The sequence below is a fragment of the Solwaraspora sp. WMMD937 genome (assembly GCF_029581175.1).
Lineage (GTDB): Bacteria > Actinomycetota > Actinomycetes > Mycobacteriales > Micromonosporaceae > Micromonospora_E.
In genome coordinates this window covers 6,430,919-6,450,045 of sequence record NZ_CP120738.1, presented here as the reverse complement: position 1 = coordinate 6,450,045, position 19,127 = coordinate 6,430,919, and the positions used below count along the sequence as shown (strand labels likewise).

Here is a 19,127-nt window from a genome sequence, read left to right as displayed (position 1 = left end):
CGGACCCGAGGAGGCCCTTCGATGGACGCCGAACAGATCGCCGCCGGTCGTGCCCGCTGGCAGGCCCGCTACGACGCCGCGAAGAAACGCGACGCGGACTTCACCACGCTGTCCGGCGCGACGGTGGATCCGGTCTACGGTCCGCCCGACGGCGCCGACCACCCCGGCTTCGAGCGAATCGGCTGGCCGGGCGAGTACCCGTACACCCGAGGGTTGTATCCGACCGGCTACCGGGGGCGGACCTGGACCATTCGGCAGTTCGCCGGCTTCGGCAACGCCCGGCAGACCAACGAGCGGTACAAAATGATCCTCGGTGCCGGCGGCGGAGGACTGTCGGTGGCCTTCGACATGCCGACGCTGATGGGCCGCGACTCCGACGACCCGCAGTCGCTCGGCGAGGTCGGCCACTGCGGGGTGGCGATCGACTCCGCCGCCGACATGGACGTGCTCTTCGACGGCATCGACCTGGCGGCGGTCACCACCTCGATGACCATTTCCGGGCCGGCGGTGCCGGTGTTCTGCATGTACCTGGTCGCCGCCGAACGGCAGGGCGCCGACCTGGCCACCCTGGACGGCACCCTGCAGACCGACATCTTCAAGGAGTACATCGCCCAGAAGGAGTGGCTGTTCGGCCCCGAGCCGCACCTGCGGCTGATCGGTGACCTGATGGAGTTCTGCGCGCGGCGGATTCCGCGCTACAAACCGCTGTCAATCTCCGGATACCACATCCGGGAGGCCGGCTCCACCGCCGCGCAGGAGCTGGCGTACACCCTCGCCGACGGCTTCGGCTACGTCGAGCTGGGGCTCTCCCGCGGGCTGGACGTCAACCGGTTCGCCCCCGGGCTGAGCTTCTTCTTCGACGCGCACGTCGACTTCTTCGAGGAGATCGCGAAGTTCCGCGCCGCCCGGCGGATCTGGGCCCGCTGGCTGCGCGACGAGTACGGCGCCACCGACGAACGCGCCCTCTGGCTGCGGTTCCACACCCAGACCGCCGGGGTGTCACTGACCGCGCAGCAACCGGTCAACAACGTGGTACGTACGGCGGTCGAAGCGCTCGCGGCGGTGCTCGGCGGCACCAACTCGCTGCACACCAACGCCCTGGACGAGACCCTGGCGCTGCCCACCGACGAGTCTGCGGAGATCGCGTTGCGTACCCAGCAGGTGCTGATGGACGAGACCGGGGTGGCCAACGTCGCCGACCCGCTCGGCGGTGCCTGGTACGTCGAGGCGCTCACCGACCGGATCGAGGCCGAGGCGGAGGAGACCTTCGCCCGCATCCGTCAGCTCGGCGGCGACGGCCCGCACCCGATCGGGCCGATCACCTCCGGCATCCTGCGCGGCATCGAAGACGGCTGGTTCACCGGGCAGATCGCCGAGGCGGCGTTCGCGTACCAGCAGGCGGTCGAGGACGGCCGGAAGAAGATCGTCGGGGTGAACTGCCACACCGGTACGGTCGCCAAGGAGCTGGAGATCCTGCGAATCTCTCACGAGGTGGAGGTCGAGCAGCGCCGGCTGCTGGCCGCCCGTAAGGCCGACCGGGACGACGCGCTGGTCCGCCGCCGACTCGACGACCTGGTCACCGCAGCCCGGGACGGCGACAACATGGTGCCGGCGATGCTCGACGCGGTCCGCGTCGAGGCGACCCTCGGCGAGATCTGCGATGCGCTGCGTGCCGAATGGGGCGTCTACCGCGAGCCGGCCCGCTTCTGATCCGACCCCGCGCTCCTGACCTGGGTGCCCGTGCCGGCCACCAATCGGGGGCAGCGGTTCCAAGGGATTCATGGTAGGCAGTACGCCGTGACGGGACTTGCGGTGAGCTGCCGACGGGTGGTGCAGATCTACCGGGGCGAGGCCGGCGACGTGGTCGCGCTCTCCGGCGTCGACCTGCGGATCAACCCCGGTGAGATGCTTGCCCTGGTCGGCCCGTCCGGATCCGGCAAATCGACCCTGGTGGCGCTGCTCGCCGGGCTGATGCGCCCGTCCGCCGGCCGGGTCAGCGTCGGCAGCTACGACCTGGGCAAGCTCTCCGACCGGGAGATCGCCCGGTTGCGGGGCACCCAGATCGGCGTGGTGCTGCAGGGCGCCGCCCGTAACCTGCTGCCGTACGCGACGTTGCGCCGCAACGTCTGGCTTGCCCAGCGGCGGGCCGCCGCCACCGCCGGCATCGACCTGGACGACCCGGACCGCATCCTCGACCTGGTCGGGTTGCCCGGCCGCGGCGATGACCGGCTGGCCGAGCTGACGCCGGGCGCCCGGCAGCGGGCCGCGCTCGCCGTCGGCGTCGCCGCCTCGCCCGGCCTGCTGCTGGTCGACGAGCCGACCAGTCAACTCGACACCCGGGGCCGCGACGAAGTACTCGACGCGCTGGAGACGATCAACCGGGAACGGGAGACCACGATCGTGGTGGTGACCCACGACGCGCAGGTGGGTGCCCGGCTCGGCCGGGCGGTGACCATCCGGGACGGCCGGGTCGGCGCCGAGGGCCGCGACGGTGAGGACTTCGCGGTGGTGGCCGGCGACGGTACGGTGCAGCTGCCGCCCGAGGTGCTCGGCGACTTTCCACCCGGCACCCTGCTGCGGGTGGCCCAGGCCGACGGCGCGGTAACCCTGGTCGTGGGCGGGGCCGCCCCGCCCGGTCTGCTGCCCGACGGCGTCGACGGCACAGGAGTCTGAGTGTTCGCACTGCTCGTTGGCGCGGTCCGGGCCCGCGCCGGCCAGGCCGTCGCCCTGTTGGTGCTAACCGCACTCGCGGTCACCGCCACCACTGCCGCCCCCTGGTACGCAGCGGCGACCACCCGTACCGTCGCCGAGGCCGCGGTCGACGCGGCCGGCCCCAACCTGCTGGCCGCCCGCGCCACCGGCCGGGTCGCCAGCACCGCCGCCGAAGTCGCCGCTGACCAGCAGGTCGACCCAGCCGCCGGGGACCGCTCCGAGCTCGACGCCACCGGCGCCGACCTGGTCGACCGGGCCCGGCACGCCGGCGCCGAGATGATCGGCTACCCGGGTGCGACGGCGAGCAGTTCGGTGTGGAGCACCGGGACCGTCGCCGGCGGCCAGGCCGAGCTGGCCGCCAACCTGACGCACCGGGAGCAGGTCTGCGAACACCTGACCATCACCGGTACCTGCCCGCAGCGCCCCGGCGAGGCGTTGCTCAGCGCACGCAGCGCCGAACGGCTCGGCGTCGGGGCCGGTGACCAGGTCACCCATCAGGCGACGCGCAGCGCGCCGGTGGTTCTCACCGTCACCGGGACCTACCAGGTGACTGATCCCGGGGATCCGTACTGGGCGTTCGACGACCTCGGCAGCGGCGGTACCGACGCCGACAGCGGTGACCCGGTCTTCGCCACCGCCGGCACGCTTGCCGCCGTACCGGTGGACAACCTGTTCGCCGCCCACCACCTGGTGCTGCCGGCCGCCGCCTACCTCGCCGGAGTCGACCTGGCCACCGAGGTCCGCCGCTCCGACGGTGGTGGCGTCGTCGGCCGTTGGCAGGTCCGCACCGACGCGGCGATCCTGGTGGACCAGATCGCCCGCCACCGCCAACTGGTCGAGCTCGGTGTCGCCGTCGCCGCCGGGCAACTGCTGCTGCTGTCCTGGTTCGCCCTGTTCTTCGCCGTCCGACATACCGCCGAACATCGCCGCCGTGACCTGGGACTGGTCAAACTGCGCGGCGGTGCCCGGTGGCGGGTGTGGCTGCTCACGGTGGGCCAGAGCGGGCTGCCGATGATCGTCGGCGCGCTGGTCGGTGCCGCCGCCGGCCTGGTGGCCGCCCGGCTGCTCGCCGGTGCCGGCCCGGACCCGGAGCAGGCCGGCTCCGCCGCCCGGCTCGCCCTCGCCGCGACCGGCACCGCCGTCTCCGGCGCGCTGGTCGCCGCAATCGCCGCCGACCTGCGCAACGCCCGTGCCGCAGTGGTGGACCTGCTCCGGCACGTGCCGGCCCGCCAGCGCGGCTGGCGGACCGATGTCGTCGACCTGATCGCGGTGGCCGTCGCCGGGGCCGGGCTCTACCAGGCGTCCGTCGGCGCGGCCGAGCCGGACGAGGCCGGTGCTCTGGTGCTGCTCGCCCCGGCGTTGCTGGCCCTGGCGATCGCGCTGATCGCCGGTCGGGCGGCCACCCCGGTGGCCGGGCGGGCCGCTGCGGCCCTGCTGCGCGCCGGTCGGCTGCCCGCCGCGCTGGCCGCGCTGCACCTGGCCCGCCGGCCGGGGACCGCGCGGCTGGTCGCCCTGCTCACCGTCGGGGTGGCGTTGCTCGGCACCGCGATCGGCAGCTGGACCGAATCGGTCTCCGCGCGGGCCGTCCGGGCCACCCACGCCACCGGCGCCGACCAGGTGCTCACCGTGCAGGCCCGCAGCCGGGCCCACCTGCTGGCCGCGGTCCGCGCCGCCGACCCGTCCGGCCGGTACGCGATGGCGGTGGTCGGCAACAATCCCGGGTCGGCCCAGTACGTGCTCGCCGTCGACGCCTCCCGGTTCGCCCAGGTCGCCGCCTGGCACCCCGGCTACGGCCCGGTCGCCGCCGAGGTCGCCGCCGCGCTCACCCCGCCGGCCACCGAGGTTCGGGTCGGCGACGGTCCGCTGGTCCTGACCGCCACCGGACCGGACGAGGTGCCGGTCAGCGTCGTCGCGCACCTGGTCGACCCGGCCGGAGACCCGGTGCAGGTGGTCTTCGGCCCGCTCGGCACCGATCGTGCCGGGCACCCCGCCACGGTGACCGGATGCGGCCCGGACGGCTGCCGGCTGGCGTCACTCGAACTGGTCCAACCGGCCTGGAACGGCGCACCGGTGCTGGCCGAACCCGATCTCACGATCATCCTGCACGATCTGGCCGGGGCCACCACACCCCGGCTGGACACGGCGTACCTCGGTGACATCGGAAACTGGCGTGGCGCGGTCGCCGGTGGCGCCCTCGGCCCCCGGATCAGCGCCGGACCGGACGGCGTGACCCTCATCACCCCACCACCGGGCGGGGTGTACCGGGAGCGGTCCACCCGGATCCATCCGATCGACGCGCCGGTGCCGGTGCCGGTGGTGCGCTCCGGGCCGGAGCTCGCCCCGGACGTTCCGGGCGAGCCACGGCTCGCCGTGTTCGGCGGTGCCGAGCTGCCGGTGCGGTACGTGTCGGTGGCCGCCGCTTTGCCGCAGGCCCGCCAGCGCGGCTACCTGGTCGACCTGGAACGGGCTGACCGGCTGGCCGACGGAGCGGGCGCCGGCGACGTGCCGCAGGTCTGGCTCGCCCCCGACGCGCCCGGAGAGCTGACCGACCGGCTCACCGCCGAAGGGTTGACCATCCTCGGCACCGATTCCCGGGCGGCGGTGATCGAGCAGCTCGGCCGCCAGGGTCCGCCATCGGCGCTGCGGTTCCAGTTGGCCGCCGGACTGATCGGGCTGCTGCTGGCTGCCGGGGCGCTGGCGGTGGTCGCTGCGGTGGAACGCGACGACCGGGCCGCCGAGTTGGCCGCTCTGCGGGCGCAGGGGCTACCGGCCCGCGCCGTCACCCGGATCGCCTACGGCGGGTACGCCGTCGCCGTGGCGCTCGCGGTGGTCGTCGGCCTGGTGGCCACCGTGCTCGCCCAGCTGCCGATCCGGCAGACGATGCCGATCTTCGTCGACAACTGGGCCGCCCTGCCGCTGCGGATCGGTCCGCAGGCCGTCCCGTTGCTGGTCAGCGTGCTCACTGCGGCAGGGGTGCTCGGTGCGGCGGCCGCGTTCGCCGGTGCCCGGCTGGTCCGGGCCGTCGACTTGCGGGTCGGTCCGCCGGCCGGTTCTCGAGTGGCTCCGCCGGCCGATTCCCGGGCCGCTCCGCCGGCCGGTTCGAACCCGCCCATGGCCGGCGACCGGGACGGAGACGTCGGATGATCTCCCTGCTGCTGTCGATGCTCGCCGCCCGGCGCGGGCAGGCGCTGGTCGTCTTCCTGCTGAGCGCGTTCGCCACCGCCGCCGCAGTGACCGGCCCGGCGTACCTGGCCGCCGCGGACCGGGCCGTCGTGGCGGCAGAGCTCGACGCGGCCGACCGTGGCGACCGCACCGTCACCCTGTCCATCCCTGACGTGCTACCCGGGGAGGAAGCCGGCCTCCTGGCGGTCACCGGTGCCGTGCTCAATCTGCCCGGCTTCCGCACCGTCTACACGGTGCAGATGCCGATGCTCGGGCTGGAACCCGTCGCCACCGAAATCTCGTACCTGGTCTTTCGCGAGGACGTCTGCGCCAACCTGCGGATGGTCGCCGGGCGTTGTCTGATGTCGCCGAACGAGGTCGTGATCGGGGCGGACACGGCTCGGCGGCTGGACCTGGCCCCGGGCACCCCGATCACCGTCACCTGGGCCGACTACGACCCGGTACAGCGCAGCTACCGCCCCGGCGGGGCGCCGGCCGAAATCACCGTCGTGGGCGTCTACGAACCGGTGGACCCGGACGCGCTCTACTGGGGCCGGACGCCGTACTTCGTACCCGGCGCTCTGGACGCCTACCGCGAGCCGGTATTCACCAGCCGGTACGTCGTCGACGCCATCGACCGGGGCAGCGACTACCGGGGCGTGGACGCGCTGGCCGAGGCCGACGCGTTGGGACCGGACCGGCTGGCGGCGCTCGATGAGCAGTTGGCCAGGCTCGCCGAGCAGGTCCGCGCCGACGGTGCCGGGTACGTCTATCTGTCCGACGACGTCGGGCCGCTGCTGGAGCGGATCTCGGCGGCGCAGGCGCTGAGCCGCCAGGTGGTGCCGGTCGCGGCCGTCCCGCTGGTGGTCCTCTGCCTGTTCGTCGTCTTCGTCGCGGTCGCCGCCGGTACCGTGGCCCGCCGTACCGAGCTGGGCCTGATCGCGCTGCGCGGGATCCCCCGGCGGACGCGGTGGACGCTGGCCGCCGGTGAGCCGGCGGCCGCGATCACCCTCGGCGCGCCGGCCGGCTACCTGCTCGGCTCGGTCGCCGTCGGGCTGCTCGCCGGCCTGCGACTGGAGGAGGGCCGGTTCGCCCCGGTCACCTCGGGCGCGGCGGTGCTGGCCGGCTGCGTCACGTTCGTCGGCGCGCTGCTCGCCGTGCTGGCCGCCCAGCGCAGGGAGCTGGCCAGCCCGGTCGCGGACCTGCTGCGCCGGGTGCCGGCCCGGTCCCGTCGCTGGACGTCGTTGCTGGCGGAGACGGTGATGGTGGCCCTGACCGTGGTCGCCGTGGCGCAGCTGCGGCTGTTCGACAGCCAGCTGATCGGCGTGTCGCTGCTGGTGCCGGCGTTGATCGGGGTCACGGTGGCGTTGCTGGCGGCGCGGGTGGTAGCGCCGCTGACCGGCCGGGTCGGCGCGGTCGCGCTGCGCCGGGGCCGGCTCGGCCCGGCGTTGGGGCTGCTGCACCTGGCCCGGCAGCCGGCCAGCCATCGGCTGTTCACCCTGCTCACCGTCACCGTGGTGCTGACCGGCTACGCGGCCAGCGCGTTCGACGTGGCCCGCCAGTCGCGGGCGGCGCTGGCCGAGGTGCGCAGCGGCGCGGACCGGGTGCTGACCCTGCTGCCCGTCGACGCGGGCACGCTGCTGACGGCCGTACGGTCGGTCGACCCGGCCGGCGAGTACGCGATGGCGGTCGGCTTCGCCGACACGGACGCGGACACCCCGGCGCTGCTCGCCGACACGTCGGCGCTGGCCGCAACGGCCCGCTGGCGGCCCGAGTTCGGCCCGGCCGGCCCCGCTGACGTCGCCGAGGCGCTGCGCCGACCGGCCGCCACCGCGCCGATCACCGTCAACGGGACGGAGATCTCGGTGGACCTGGCCGTCGTCGACGCCGCCCCGGAGCAGCCCGACCCGCAGGACACCGTTCCGGCCGACGATGTGCGGTTCACCGTCCACCTGCGGTCGCCGTCGGGCGGCGCGGTGGCCGAGGCCACCTTCGCCCGGCTGGGACGGCACACCTACCGGATTCCGGTCGAGTGCGCCGAGGGATGCCAGCTCGCCGGGCTGTCCGTCCGGCTCGAACCGGACACCGCCGGTGCGGTCGACCCGGACACCGAGACCGATCCACGGGTCCGTGAGGTGACCCTCACCGGCCTCTCCGTCGACGGGGACCGGCTGCTCGGGGCGGTGGAGCTCACCGACGAGCAGCGCTGGCGTGATCCGTCCGGTGACCCGTCCGAGGCCGGTCCGGACGGGCTGCGACTGCTCGCCGGCGGGGCTGCCCCCGACCCGTGGGCGCTGCCGGCCGACACGCCGTACCCGTTGCCAGCGGTGACCGCCCTGGCCGACGACCGGCCGCCCGGGCTGAACCAGACCACGGCGCTGCTGCCCACCGGTGCGCAGCTGACGTCCGAGGTCGACCCGGTCCCGGCGCTGCCGGCGCTGGGCGACCGCGGCTTCCTGGTCGACATGGAGTACGCCGTACGGGCGGTGCCGGAGAAGACCGGTCTTGAAACGGCCCAGGTCTGGCTCGGTCCCCGGGCACCGGCCGACATCACCGAGCAGTTGGACGCGGCCGGGCTCACCGTCACCGGCGAGTTCACCCCGGAGCAGGTCCGGGCCGGGTTGGACCGGCAGGCACCGGCCCTGGCGATCTGGTTCCACCTGCTCGCCGCCGCCCTGGCGGTGATCCTCGCCGGCTGCGGGATGGTGTTGCTGGCCATGGTCGAACGGCGCCGTCGTGCCGAGGACCTGACCGCGTTGCGGACCCAGGGACTGCCGTCCCGGTCAGCGGCCGGCTCGCTGCGCTGGAGCGGGCTGCCCGCGGTGCTGCTGGCCGCGGCGACCGGGCTTGGCGGCGCGCTGCTCGCCTGGTGGTTGAGCGGCAGCTACCTGCCGGTCGCCGTCGAGGAGGCAGTCCCGCTGGCCCCGGTGCGCTGGCCCCGGCCGGTCGCCGTGCTGCTCCCCGTGATCGGCGTCATGCTGCTGTTCGGGGCGGTGGCGCTGGCGTTGGGACGCGCCCTGCGCGTGCGAGACTAGGTAACCATGAGCGACCCACGTACCACCCCGTCGATTTTCACTCGCGGCGCGGTAGACCTCAGCTCGCTGCGCAGCGCAGCGCCGGCCGGCGGGAACCGGCCGGACGGGACCCCGACCCGGGCCGGTGGCGGCCCGGCGACCGGCGCACCGGCGGCAGCCGGTGCCGTCATCGACGTCACCGAGGCGACCTTCCAGACCGAGGTTCTCGAACGGTCGATGACCACACCGGTGGTCATCGACTTCTGGGCCGAGTGGTGCGAGCCCTGCAAGCAACTGTCGCCGCTGCTGGAGCGACTCGCGGCCGAGGGCGGTGGCGCCTGGACGCTGGCCAAGATCGACGTGGACAGCAACCAGCGCCTGGCGCAGATGTTCCGGGTGCAGAGCATCCCCATGGTGTACGCCGTCGTCGGCGGCCAGCCGGTCGACGCGTTCGCCGGTGTGGTGCCGGAGGCCCAACTGCGGCAGTGGATCGGCGCCGTGCTCAAAGCTGGCGGCGTCACCGTCGAGGAGCCGGAGAACCCGCTGCTCAACGCCGCCGACGAGGCGCTGATGATGGGCGACCTGGACGCCGCGGAGCAGGCCTACCGGAAGATCCTCAACGAGGCGCCGGCGGACACCGCCGCCGAGGCCGGGCTGGCCCAGGTCGCCCTGGCCCGCCGGGTGCAGGGGGTGGAGCCGGCGGCTGCGCTCGACGCGGCGGCGTCGGCCCCGGACGACGTACCGGCCCAGCTGCTCGCCGCCGACGTGGAGGTGCTCGGCGGTCAGGCGGAGCAGGCGTACCAGCGGTTGATCGGCCTGGTCCGGCGCAGCGCCGGTGACGACCGGGAGACCGTCCGCAAACACCTGGTGTCGCTGTTCATCATGGCCGGTCCGGACGACCCGGCGGTGACCAGGGCCCGCCGGGCGCTGGCCAGCGCACTGTTCTGAGCCCCGCAGATGCGCCGGATCGCCGTACTGGACGCACCGTCGAATCTCGGTCTGCGACCGCCGACCGGGACGTCGGTGCCTGGCTGCGCGAAAGCGCCCGGCGCACTGCGGGACCATCAGCTGGTGGGTCGCCTCGGCGCCCGTGACGCCGGGTGTCTGACCCCGCCCCGGTACGACCCGGCGGACTGGCGACCCGGCGACGGGGTCTGCCACGCCGGGTCGATCTCGGCGTACACGATCGCCCTCGCCGGGCGGATCGGTGCCGTCATCGACGCCGGGGAGTTCCCGGTGGTGCTGGGCGGCGACTGCTCGATCCTGCTCGGCGGGGCGCTCGCCATGCACCGGCTCGGCGAGGCGGTCGGCGGGCGGATCGGCCTGGTCTACGTCGACGGGCACTCCGACTTCCGGCATCCCGGCAACGCCTCCTACGTCGGTGCGGCAGCCGGCGAAGGGCTTGCCCTGGTCACCGGCCGGGGCCAGCCGGATCTGGCGGGGATCGAGGGCCGCCGGCCGTACTTCCGTGACATCGACGTCGTGGTGCTCGGCATCCGGGCCCAGGACGAGTACCGGCTGGATCTGCAGGCGGCCGGTATCGTCACCCGACCGGTGCCGGAGTTGCGTGCCGAGGGGGCGGCGCGCAGCGCCCAGTGGGCCCGCGACCAGCTGGCCGACTGCGCCGGCTACTGGGTGCATGTCGATGTGGACGTGCTCGACCCGGCGGTGATGCCGGCGGTCGACGCGCCGGACCCGGGCGGCATTGCCTTCGCCGAGCTGGAGCTGCTGCTCGCGGACCTGGTCGACACCCCGCACTGCCTCGGCGTCGAGTTGACCGTCTTCGACCCCGATTACGACCCGGACGGCAGCTACGCCGCCGACATCGTCTCGACCCTGGTGGCCGGTCTGCGTCCGGTGCACGCCGACCGCGTTCCGGTTGAGGAGGCACCGTCGCAGGCAGCCGATTTGACTGTTGCCGCCCCTGCCGAGCAGGAGACACCGGCGGTCGCCGGGCTGCGGCCGGCGGTGCCGCCTCCGGCGGTGACCTTGACGGTCGCGGATCGGAGCGCGCCAGGTGGCGGGGCGGCCAAGCCCGGACGGCTACGGCGGCAGGCGCCGTCCCCGCGGCCTCCTGACGCTGACTCCACCAACCCGTCGCCGCAACAACCGCCGGCCGCCGAACCGCCGGCTCCGTCCGCCGCCGACACGTGATCTGTCACCGCTGGGAATCGTCGCGCCACCATGCCGGAGTGGACTAAGATGCTAGCTAACTGGGAGGTCTAGTCATGTCTGCCGAGGCCGTGCACTACAACATGCACGACGCCAAGACCCACCTCTCGCGCATCATCGAGCGGGTGGAGCGCGGCGAGGAGATCATCATCGACCGGGCAGGTACCCCGGTGGCGAAGGTGGTGCCGTTGGTACGTCGGGCGAATCGGACCGCGGTCGGCTCACTCGCGGGGCAGCTGGACCTGTCCGGGGACTGGGACTCGGCCCAGACCAACGCCGAGATCGCCGCCGACTTCGGCGTCGGCGCATGAGCTTGCTGCTGGACACCCACGTCGCGCTGTGGGCCATCACCGGCGACGCCACCCTCGGCGACGACCTCCTGGACCGGCTCCGCCACGATCCGGACATCTTCCTGTCTCCGGTCAGCCTGTGGGAGATCACCATCAAGCAGGCCGCCGGAAAGCTCGCCGGCCCGACCGACCTCGCCGAGCAGGTGCGGAACATGGGTTTCGTCGAGCTGCCGGTGACCCACGCTCACGCGATCGCGGCTGGTCGCCTACCTGCGCATCACCGAGATCCCTTCGACAGGATGCTGGTGGCGCAGGCGATCGTCGAGGGTGCGACGCTCGCCTCCCGCGACTCGTCGATAGCGCTGTACGATGTGGACATTTTGAAGGTGTGACAAGCCGGTCAGATCGATTTCGCCAACCAGGTGCCGCTGCCGGGGTCAGTCGGTGGCGAGCCCGCGCAGGAACCGCTCAGCGATCGGGACCGCCCGCCCGGAGCCGGAGCCGCCCTGCTCGACGAAGACGGCGAAGGCCAGGTCGCCCTGCCAGCCGACGAACCAGGCGTGCGTGTTCGCCGGGTCGTTGTCGTACTCGGCCGTGCCGGTCTTGCCGTGCACCGGCTCGCCCGGCACGTCCCGCAACGCCTGCCCGGTGCCGTCGGTGACCACCTCACGCATCATCGTCCGCAGCGCCTGCACCGCCGCCGCGTCCAGCTGCGGGCCGTCCGGCACAGCCGACGGCGGCGGCGGCTCGACGATGAGCGTCGGCTGGCGCCACTGCCCCCGGACGACCGCCGCGGTGGCGCCGGCCATCGCCACCGGGCTGACCAGCGTGGTGCCCTGGCCGAAGGCGGCGGCAGCCCGTTCCGCCGGTGGGCCACCGGCGGAGACCGCGCCGGTGAAGGCGGACACGCCGAGCCGCCATTCGCCTTCCAGCCCGAGCAGCCGGCCCGCCTCGGCCAGCCCGTCCGCCTCCAGCTGCGGGGCCAGCTCGACGAAGGTGGTGTTGCACGACTTGGCGAAGGCGGTCCGGAACGGCACCCGACCCAGCTCGAAGCCGTCGGAGTTGGTGAACGAGCGTCCGTCGACGGTGGCCGTCTTCGGGCAGTCGACCGGCGCGTCCGGGTCGACCGCGCCGGCTTCGAGCAGCCCGAGCGCGCTGATCATCTTGAACGTGGAGCCGGGCGGGACCTGCGCGGTCAACGCCAGGTTCTCCGTACCACCGTCGGGGCCGTTGGCGACGGCGACCAGCGCGCCGTCGCTGACCCGCACCGCCACCAGCGCGGCGCGCTGCCCCTCGTCGGCCAGCGCGGCGTCGGCGGCGGTCTGCACGGCCGTGTCCAACGTGGTCCGCAACGGCTCACCAGGCTGGGCGTCGGCGCGGAACACCACCTCGTCGCCGGAGACGCTGCCGTCCGGGGCGGTCCCGACGATCTGCACCGAGTACCCGGGGACGCCGCGTAGCCGCTCCTCGTACCCGCCCTGCAAGCCGCCGTGGCCAACCAGGTCGCCGACCTCGTACCGGCCGGGGTGCGCCTCCATGTCCTGCCGCTGCACCGGGTCGACGGTGCCGAGCAGCGCGCGGGCGAACTCCCGGGTGGGGGCCAGGTCCCACTCCTGCCGGCGGAACTTGGTGCCGGGCAGCTCGTAGATCCGGTCCCGAATCTGCTCGTACGCCTCCTCGCGCAGGGTGACCACCTCGACGAAGGCGTCCGGTTTCGCCGCGTCGAGCCGGTCCGCCAGCCCGGAGACGTCCACCGGCGGGCTGATCGCCGGTCGGATCGCCCGGAACGCGGCGTCGAGCTGGGCGGCCAGGGCGGCCGGGTCGTCGACCTCGCCGGGCTGTACGCCGACCACCACCACCGGGCGCGGCGCGACGATCGGTTGCCCGGCCCCGTCCAGGATGGCGCCGCGGGGCGGGGCGAGCCGGCTCAGTGCCAGCTGGTCGCCGCTGCCGAGCCGCTCGTGGACGATCGCCGGCTCCCAGATGATCTGCCAGGCGTCGTCGGCGCCCCGGCGTAGCCGGACCGACGTCGGGTAGCTCCACCGCACATCGCCGGGGAGCGTCCATTCGACGGCGATGGTGGCGGTCGCGATGTCCTCGGTCACCTCGGCGTCGCCGTCCGGGCGCAGCTGCGGCGGCGTGTCCTTCAGATCGCCGACGAGGGCGGTCAGCTCCTCGGTGACGTCGGTGGCGGGCAACCGTTCGCCGGCCGGGGTGATGAAGCCGATGTCGGTGAGGTCACCGGAGTGCCATCCGTCGATGAAGGCCGCGACTGTGGCGTCCGGTCCGTCATCGGAGGAACAGCTGGTCAGTGTGGTGACGACGAGTAGCAGCGCGATCGCGACGGTCGCCTTGCGGCGCATGCGACGGCCCCCTTCCGGACGCATGGCGGACACCGGAACGGTAGTACGTGTGCGCATGGACCGCTGTCCCTCGGGGTACCGGATGAACCGCTGTCCCGTTTCGTCCAGGGCATATCACACGACGTGGTCAAACGGTGTCGCCAAGCCGACGACGGGGGGCCGGTGTGCCGTCGGAACGACGATCCGGGAGGAATAGGCTTGGCCGAGGTTGACCCCACAGCGTGGTGGGGCCGAGGGGAGTCTGCGCCAATGAACCGCCGTCCGGTCACGAAGTCGAAACGCCAGGCCTCGGGCGGTGACGGGCAGCGTCGCCGGCAGAGCGCCGGGCCGCACCGCCAGTCCGAGCTGGATCCGGACGAGGTGTTCGACCTCCAGACGTTCGCGCCGCCGGAGTCGGCGCTGGCCGCCGTGGTCGACGACACCGACGACAACGGGTACGACGAACCGATGCCCAGCGCCGAGCGGCTGATCGCCCAGGCGGTGTCGCTGGCCGACACCGACCACGACGCCGCCTGCCTGGTGGACCGGTTCTGGCGGTTCGCCGCCGACGAGGAGCTGGTCGGCTGCCGTCCGCAGGAGATGCTCGACGCCGCCCGAGCGCACCGGGAGCTGGCCGGGCACCGGCTGCCCGGCGAGCTGAAGCTGCGGCTGACCCCGCCCGGCGACGGCCGGCCGTACACGATCGTCGAGATCGTCACCGACGACATGCCGTTCCTGGTCGACTCGGTGACCGCGCTGCTGGCCGAACGGCACTTCGACGTCCATCTGCTGGTGCACCCGCTGGTGGTGGTCCGCCGCGAACCACTCGGCCAGCTCACCGAGGTGGCGGCCGACGTCGAGCCGGACGACGCGATCGACGGCGACCTGGTGGAGAGCTGGATCCGGATCGAGATCGACCCGATCCGGATCGCCGGTGACCTGGACCGGCTCCGCCGCGACCTGCAGCGGGTCCTCACCGACGTACGGGAAGCGGTGGAGGACTGGCCCCGGATGCGGCAACGGGCGCTGGCCCTGGCCGACGAACTCGACCGGGCGGAGCCCGGATCACCCGACGCGCCGCCGGTGCCGGAGAAGGACCTCACCGACTCGGTCGAGCTGCTGCGCTGGCTGGCCGACGACCACTTCACCTTCCTCGGCTACCGGGAGTACCGGCTGGTCGACAACGCGGACGGGGACAAGGCGCTGGTCGCGGTGCTCGGTTCCGGGCTGGGCATCCTGCGCCAGGACCAGACCCGGCCGCGCCCGCTCACCTCGATGACCCCGCAGGCGGCGGCGAAGGCGTTGGAACAGCGGCTGCTGATCATCACGAAGGCCAACTCGCGGGCCACCGTGCACCGGGCCGCCTACCTCGACTACGTCGGCGTCAAGGTCTTCGACTCGGCCGGGGCAGTGGTCGGCGAGCGCCGGTTCCTCGGGCTGTTCTCCACCGCCGCGTACCGGACCAGCGTGCAGGAGCTGCCGGTGGTCCGGCGCAAGGTCGCCGAGGTGCTGGAGCGCTCCGGGCTCAGCCCACGCAGCCATTCCGGCAAGGACCTGCTGCAGATCCTGGAGACCTATCCACGCGACGAGCTGTTCCAGATCCGCACCGACGACCTCTACCACGCCGTACTCGGGGTGCTGCGGATGGCCGGCCGCCGGCAGTTGCGGCTGTTCCTGCGCTCCGACGGGTACGGGCGGTTCCTGTCCTGCCTGATCTACCTGCCCCGGGACCGGTTCACCACGCACAACCGGCTACGGATGCAGCAGATCCTGCTGCGCGAGCTCAACGGGGTCGGCGTCGACTACACCACCCGGGTCACCGAGTCGATGCTGGCCCGGGTGCACTTCATCGTGCGTACCGACCCGGCGTCGCCCCCCGTCGAGCTGGACCCGGACCGGCTCGCCGAACTGCTCGCCGAGGCCACCCGGCTGTGGGAGGACGACTTCCGGCTGGTGCTGGAACGCAAGCTGGGCGACGAGTCGGCCAAGTCACTGCACCGGCGGTACGCCGACGCCTACCCGGAGGGGTACAAGGAGGAGCACACCGCGTACGAGGCGGTCCAGGACCTGGCCAAGCTGGAACTGCTGGAGGAGCCCGGCCAGCTGGAGATGCACCTGTTCCGGCCACCCGGCGGCACCGGGGTCGACGAGCGGGACGTGCGGTTCAAGGTCTACCGGTACGGCGAACCGATGGTGCTGTCCGACGTGCTGCCGGTGCTGCACTCGCTCGGCGTGCAGGTGATCGACGAACGGCCGTACGAGATCGACCGGGTCGACCAGCGGATTTACCTGTACGACTTCGGGCTGCGGCTGCCGGTCGGCGCGCGGGCGATGGCCGAGGTCCGGCCGCACGTGGAGAACGCGTTCTCGGCGGCCTGGCGCGGTGAGGCGGAGATCGACGGCCTCAACGAGCTGGTGCTGCGCGCCGGGCTGACCTGGCGGCAGGTGGTGGTGCTGCGGGCGTACGCGAAGTACCTGCGCCAGGCCGGCGCGGTCTTCTCCCAGGAGTACATGGAGTCCACCTTCGTCGCCTACCCGGCGATCGCCGCGCTGCTGATCCAACTCTTCGAAACCCGGTTCGCGCCGGGGCCCGACGCCGACGACGAGCGCCGCCGCCGGCGCGGCCAGGAACTGGTCGCCGTGATCGGCCGCCAGTTCGACGAAGTGGACAGCCTCGACCAGGACCGGATCCTGCGCAGCTACCTGACGCTGATCCTGGCCACCCTGCGGACCAACTTCTACCAGCGCGGCGCCGACGGCCGCCCGGTCCCGTACGTGGCGATCAAGCTGGACCCGCAGGCCGTCCCGGACCTGCCGGCACCCCGGCCGGCGTACGAGATCTTCGTCTACTCGCCCCGGTTCGAGGGCGTGCACCTGCGCTTCGGTGAGGTCGCCCGGGGTGGGCTGCGCTGGTCGGACCGGCGGGAGGACTTCCGTACCGAGGTGCTCGGCCTGGTCAAGGCGCAGATGGTGAAGAACGCGGTGATCGTGCCGGTCGGCGCCAAGGGCGGCTTCGTGGTCAAGCAGCCCGGCGGTACCGCGCGCGGTCGGGCGGCGGCCGAGCCACCGGACCGGGAAGCGGCCCAGGCTGAGGGGGTGGCCTGCTACCAGCAGTTCATCTCCGGTCTGCTGGACGTCACCGACAACATCGTCGCCGGGCAGATCGTGCCGCCGCAGCGGGTGGTGCGCCACGACGGCGATGACCCGTACCTGGTGGTCGCCGCTGACAAGGGCACCGCGACCTTCTCCGACGTGGCCAACGCGATCTCGATCTCCCGGGGTTTCTGGATGGGCGACGCGTTCGCCTCCGGCGGGTCGGCCGGCTACGACCACAAGAAGATGGGAATCACCGCGCGGGGGGCCTGGGAGTCGGTCAAGCGGCACTTCCGTGACCTGGGGGTGGACGTCCAGCGGCAGGACTTCACGGTGGTCGGCATCGGTGACATGTCCGGCGACGTGTTCGGCAACGGGATGCTGCTGTCCGAACACGTCCGGCTGGTCGCCGCCTTCGACCACCGGCACATCTTCCTCGACCCGGATCCGGACGCGGCCACCTCGTACGCCGAGCGGCGGCGGCTGTTCGACCTGCCCCGGTCGTCGTGGGCCGACTACGACACCGGGCTGATCTCGGCTGGCGGTGGCGTGTACCCGCGTACCGCCAAGTCGGTGCCGGTCAGCCGGCAGGTCCGCGCGGCGCTCGGCCTCGACGACGGGGTCGACCTGCTCTCCCCGCCGGAGCTGATCCGGGCGATCCTGCGCGCCCCGGTGGACCTGCTGTTCAACGGCGGCATCGGCACCTACGTCAAGGCCTCCGGCGAGTCGCATGCCGACGTCGGCGACAAGGCCAACGACCCGATCCGGGTCGACGGCCGGTCGGTGCGGGCGAAGGTGGTCGGCGAGGGCGGCAACCTGGGGCTCACCCAGCGTGGCCGGATCGAGTACGCGACCGCCGGCGGGCGGATCTACACCGACTTCATCGACAACTCGGCAGGCGTGGACTGCTCCGACCACGAGGTCAACATCAAGATCCTGCTGGGCGGCGCGGTGGCCGATGGCGAGCTGACCGTACCGCAGCGTGACGCGTTGCTCGTGGAGATGACCGACGAGGTCGCCGCGCTGGTGCTGCGGGACAACTACGACCAGGCTCGGGCCCTGGCCAACGCCTGCGCCCAGGCACGTCCGCTGCTGCCGGTGCACCGGCGGATGATCACCGACCTGGAACAGTCCGGGCAGCTGGACCGGGAGTTGGAGGCGCTGCCGTCCGACGACGATCTGGCGGAGCGGATCCGCGCCGGCGCGGACGGGTTGACCCTGCCCGAGTTCGCGGTGCTGCTCGCCTACGCCAAGATCTCCATCGAGGGGCAGGTGCTGGCCGACGGGCTGCCCGACGAGGCGTGGACCGACCGGGTGCTGGCCGACTACTTCCCGACGCCGCTGCGCGAGCGGTACGGCGCCCGGATGACCGACCACCGACTGCGCCGGGAGATCGTGGTGACCAGCCTGGTCAACGAGGCGGTCAACCGGGGCGGCATGTCCTTCGTCTACCGGACGATGGAGGAGACCGGAGCGTCGGCCGCCGACGTGCTGCGGGCCTACGTGGTGGTCCGCGACGTGTTCGGGCTCGACACGCTGTGGGCCGACATCGACGCACTGGACAATGTGGTCGACACCGCCGCGCAGGTTGCGGTCTACCTGGAGAGTCGGCGACTGCTGGACCGGGCCGTCCGCTGGCTGGTCACCAACCGCAAGTCCCCGCTGGACGTGTCGGGCGAGACCGCCCGGCTGCGCGAAGGGGTCTCGCGACTGCTGCCGGAGCTGGGCGACTACTTCCGGGGCGACGAGCGGGAGTCGCTGCGGGCCCACGTCGACACCATGACCGGTCGCGGTCTGCCGCCGGATCTCGCCGACCGGGCCACTCGGATCATGTACAGCTTCGGGCTGCTCGACGTGGTGGAGACCGCCGCCGACACCGGCTGCTACGTCACCGAGGTCGCGTCGGTGTACTTCATGCTGTCCGAACGGTTCCGGGTCGACTGGCTGCTGAGCAAGATCTCGTTGCTACCCCGGGGGGACCGCTGGCAGACGCTGGCCCGCACCGCGCTGCGCTACGACCTGTACGCCGCGCTGGCGGCGCTCACCGTCGAGGTGCTCACCTCCACCCCGAGTGAGCTGGCGGTGCAGGACCGGGCCGAACAGTGGGAGCTGGACAACGCCAGCGCGGTGGCCCGGGTACGGCGGGCGATGGAGGACTTCGCCCACTCACCGGCCGACCTCGCCGCACTGTCGGTGCTGCTGCGCCAGATCCGGACACTGGTTCGCACATCTTCGGCCAACTGACCACATCGGCCGGAAAAGCTGCATACTTTCGGCAGGGTAGACAGAGGCGTTTCCGGGCGGGTGAACGGCTTCTCCATCAGGGCGGCGTGCGGGCCGTT

10 protein-coding genes are annotated in these 19,127 nt (G+C 72.9%); 9 read left to right on the top strand and 1 reads right to left on the bottom strand.

What is annotated here, in order from left to right; genetic code table 11:
* The first annotated feature begins 21 nt into the window (after nucleotides 1-21).
* From O7621_RS28465 to O7621_RS28430, 8 genes are all read left to right on the top strand, one after another.
* A complete protein-coding gene (locus O7621_RS28465; RefSeq protein ID WP_282232053.1) occupies nucleotides 22-1,710 on the top strand; it encodes a methylmalonyl-CoA mutase family protein in 1,689 nt (562 codons plus the stop codon).
* An 87-nt stretch (nucleotides 1,711-1,797) separates the two neighbouring features.
* Nucleotides 1,798-2,673 carry an ATP-binding cassette domain-containing protein gene (locus tag O7621_RS28460; RefSeq protein WP_281551312.1) on the top strand — a complete coding sequence of 292 codons (876 nt, stop codon included), beginning with the start codon at nucleotides 1,798-1,800 and terminating at the stop codon, nucleotides 2,671-2,673.
* Entirely contained in the window at nucleotides 2,674-5,856 is a 3,183-nt protein-coding gene (locus O7621_RS28455; protein ID WP_282232052.1) for an FtsX-like permease family protein, read from the top strand.
* Entirely contained in the window at nucleotides 5,853-8,909 is a 3,057-nt protein-coding gene (locus O7621_RS28450) for an FtsX-like permease family protein (protein ID WP_282232051.1), read from the top strand. The genes O7621_RS28455 and O7621_RS28450 overlap by 4 nt, the downstream gene beginning before the upstream one ends.
* Before the next feature lie 6 nt (nucleotides 8,910-8,915).
* On the top strand, nucleotides 8,916-9,836 hold the full coding sequence (locus O7621_RS28445; RefSeq protein ID WP_281551309.1) for a tetratricopeptide repeat protein: 921 nt from the start codon (nucleotides 8,916-8,918) through the stop codon (nucleotides 9,834-9,836).
* 9 nt (nucleotides 9,837-9,845) lie between these two features.
* Nucleotides 9,846-11,042 carry an arginase family protein gene (locus tag O7621_RS28440; RefSeq protein WP_282232050.1) on the top strand — a complete coding sequence of 399 codons (1,197 nt, stop codon included), beginning with the start codon at nucleotides 9,846-9,848 and terminating at the stop codon, nucleotides 11,040-11,042.
* Between the two features lie 74 nt (nucleotides 11,043-11,116).
* Nucleotides 11,117-11,371 carry a type II toxin-antitoxin system prevent-host-death family antitoxin gene (locus O7621_RS28435; protein ID WP_282232049.1) on the top strand — a complete coding sequence of 85 codons (255 nt, stop codon included), beginning with the start codon at nucleotides 11,117-11,119 and terminating at the stop codon, nucleotides 11,369-11,371.
* A complete protein-coding gene (locus O7621_RS28430) occupies nucleotides 11,368-11,742 on the top strand; it encodes a type II toxin-antitoxin system VapC family toxin (protein ID WP_282232048.1) in 375 nt (124 codons plus the stop codon). Before O7621_RS28435 ends, O7621_RS28430 begins: the two co-directional genes overlap by 4 nt.
* Before the next feature lie 45 nt (nucleotides 11,743-11,787).
* On the opposite strand, the gene O7621_RS28425 is transcribed toward O7621_RS28430, so the two are convergent.
* Nucleotides 11,788-13,713 (bottom strand): penicillin-binding transpeptidase domain-containing protein, encoded by a 1,926-nt coding sequence (locus tag O7621_RS28425; protein WP_282232047.1) that lies wholly within the window; start codon nucleotides 13,711-13,713, stop codon nucleotides 11,788-11,790.
* 249 nt (nucleotides 13,714-13,962) lie between these two features.
* Here O7621_RS28425 and O7621_RS28420 point away from each other — a divergent pair, with 249 nt between their 5' ends.
* Complete coding sequence (locus O7621_RS28420) at nucleotides 13,963-19,029, top strand: NAD-glutamate dehydrogenase (RefSeq protein WP_282232046.1); 5,067 nt, start codon at nucleotides 13,963-13,965, stop codon at nucleotides 19,027-19,029.
* The last annotated feature ends 98 nt before the right edge of the window (nucleotides 19,030-19,127 follow it).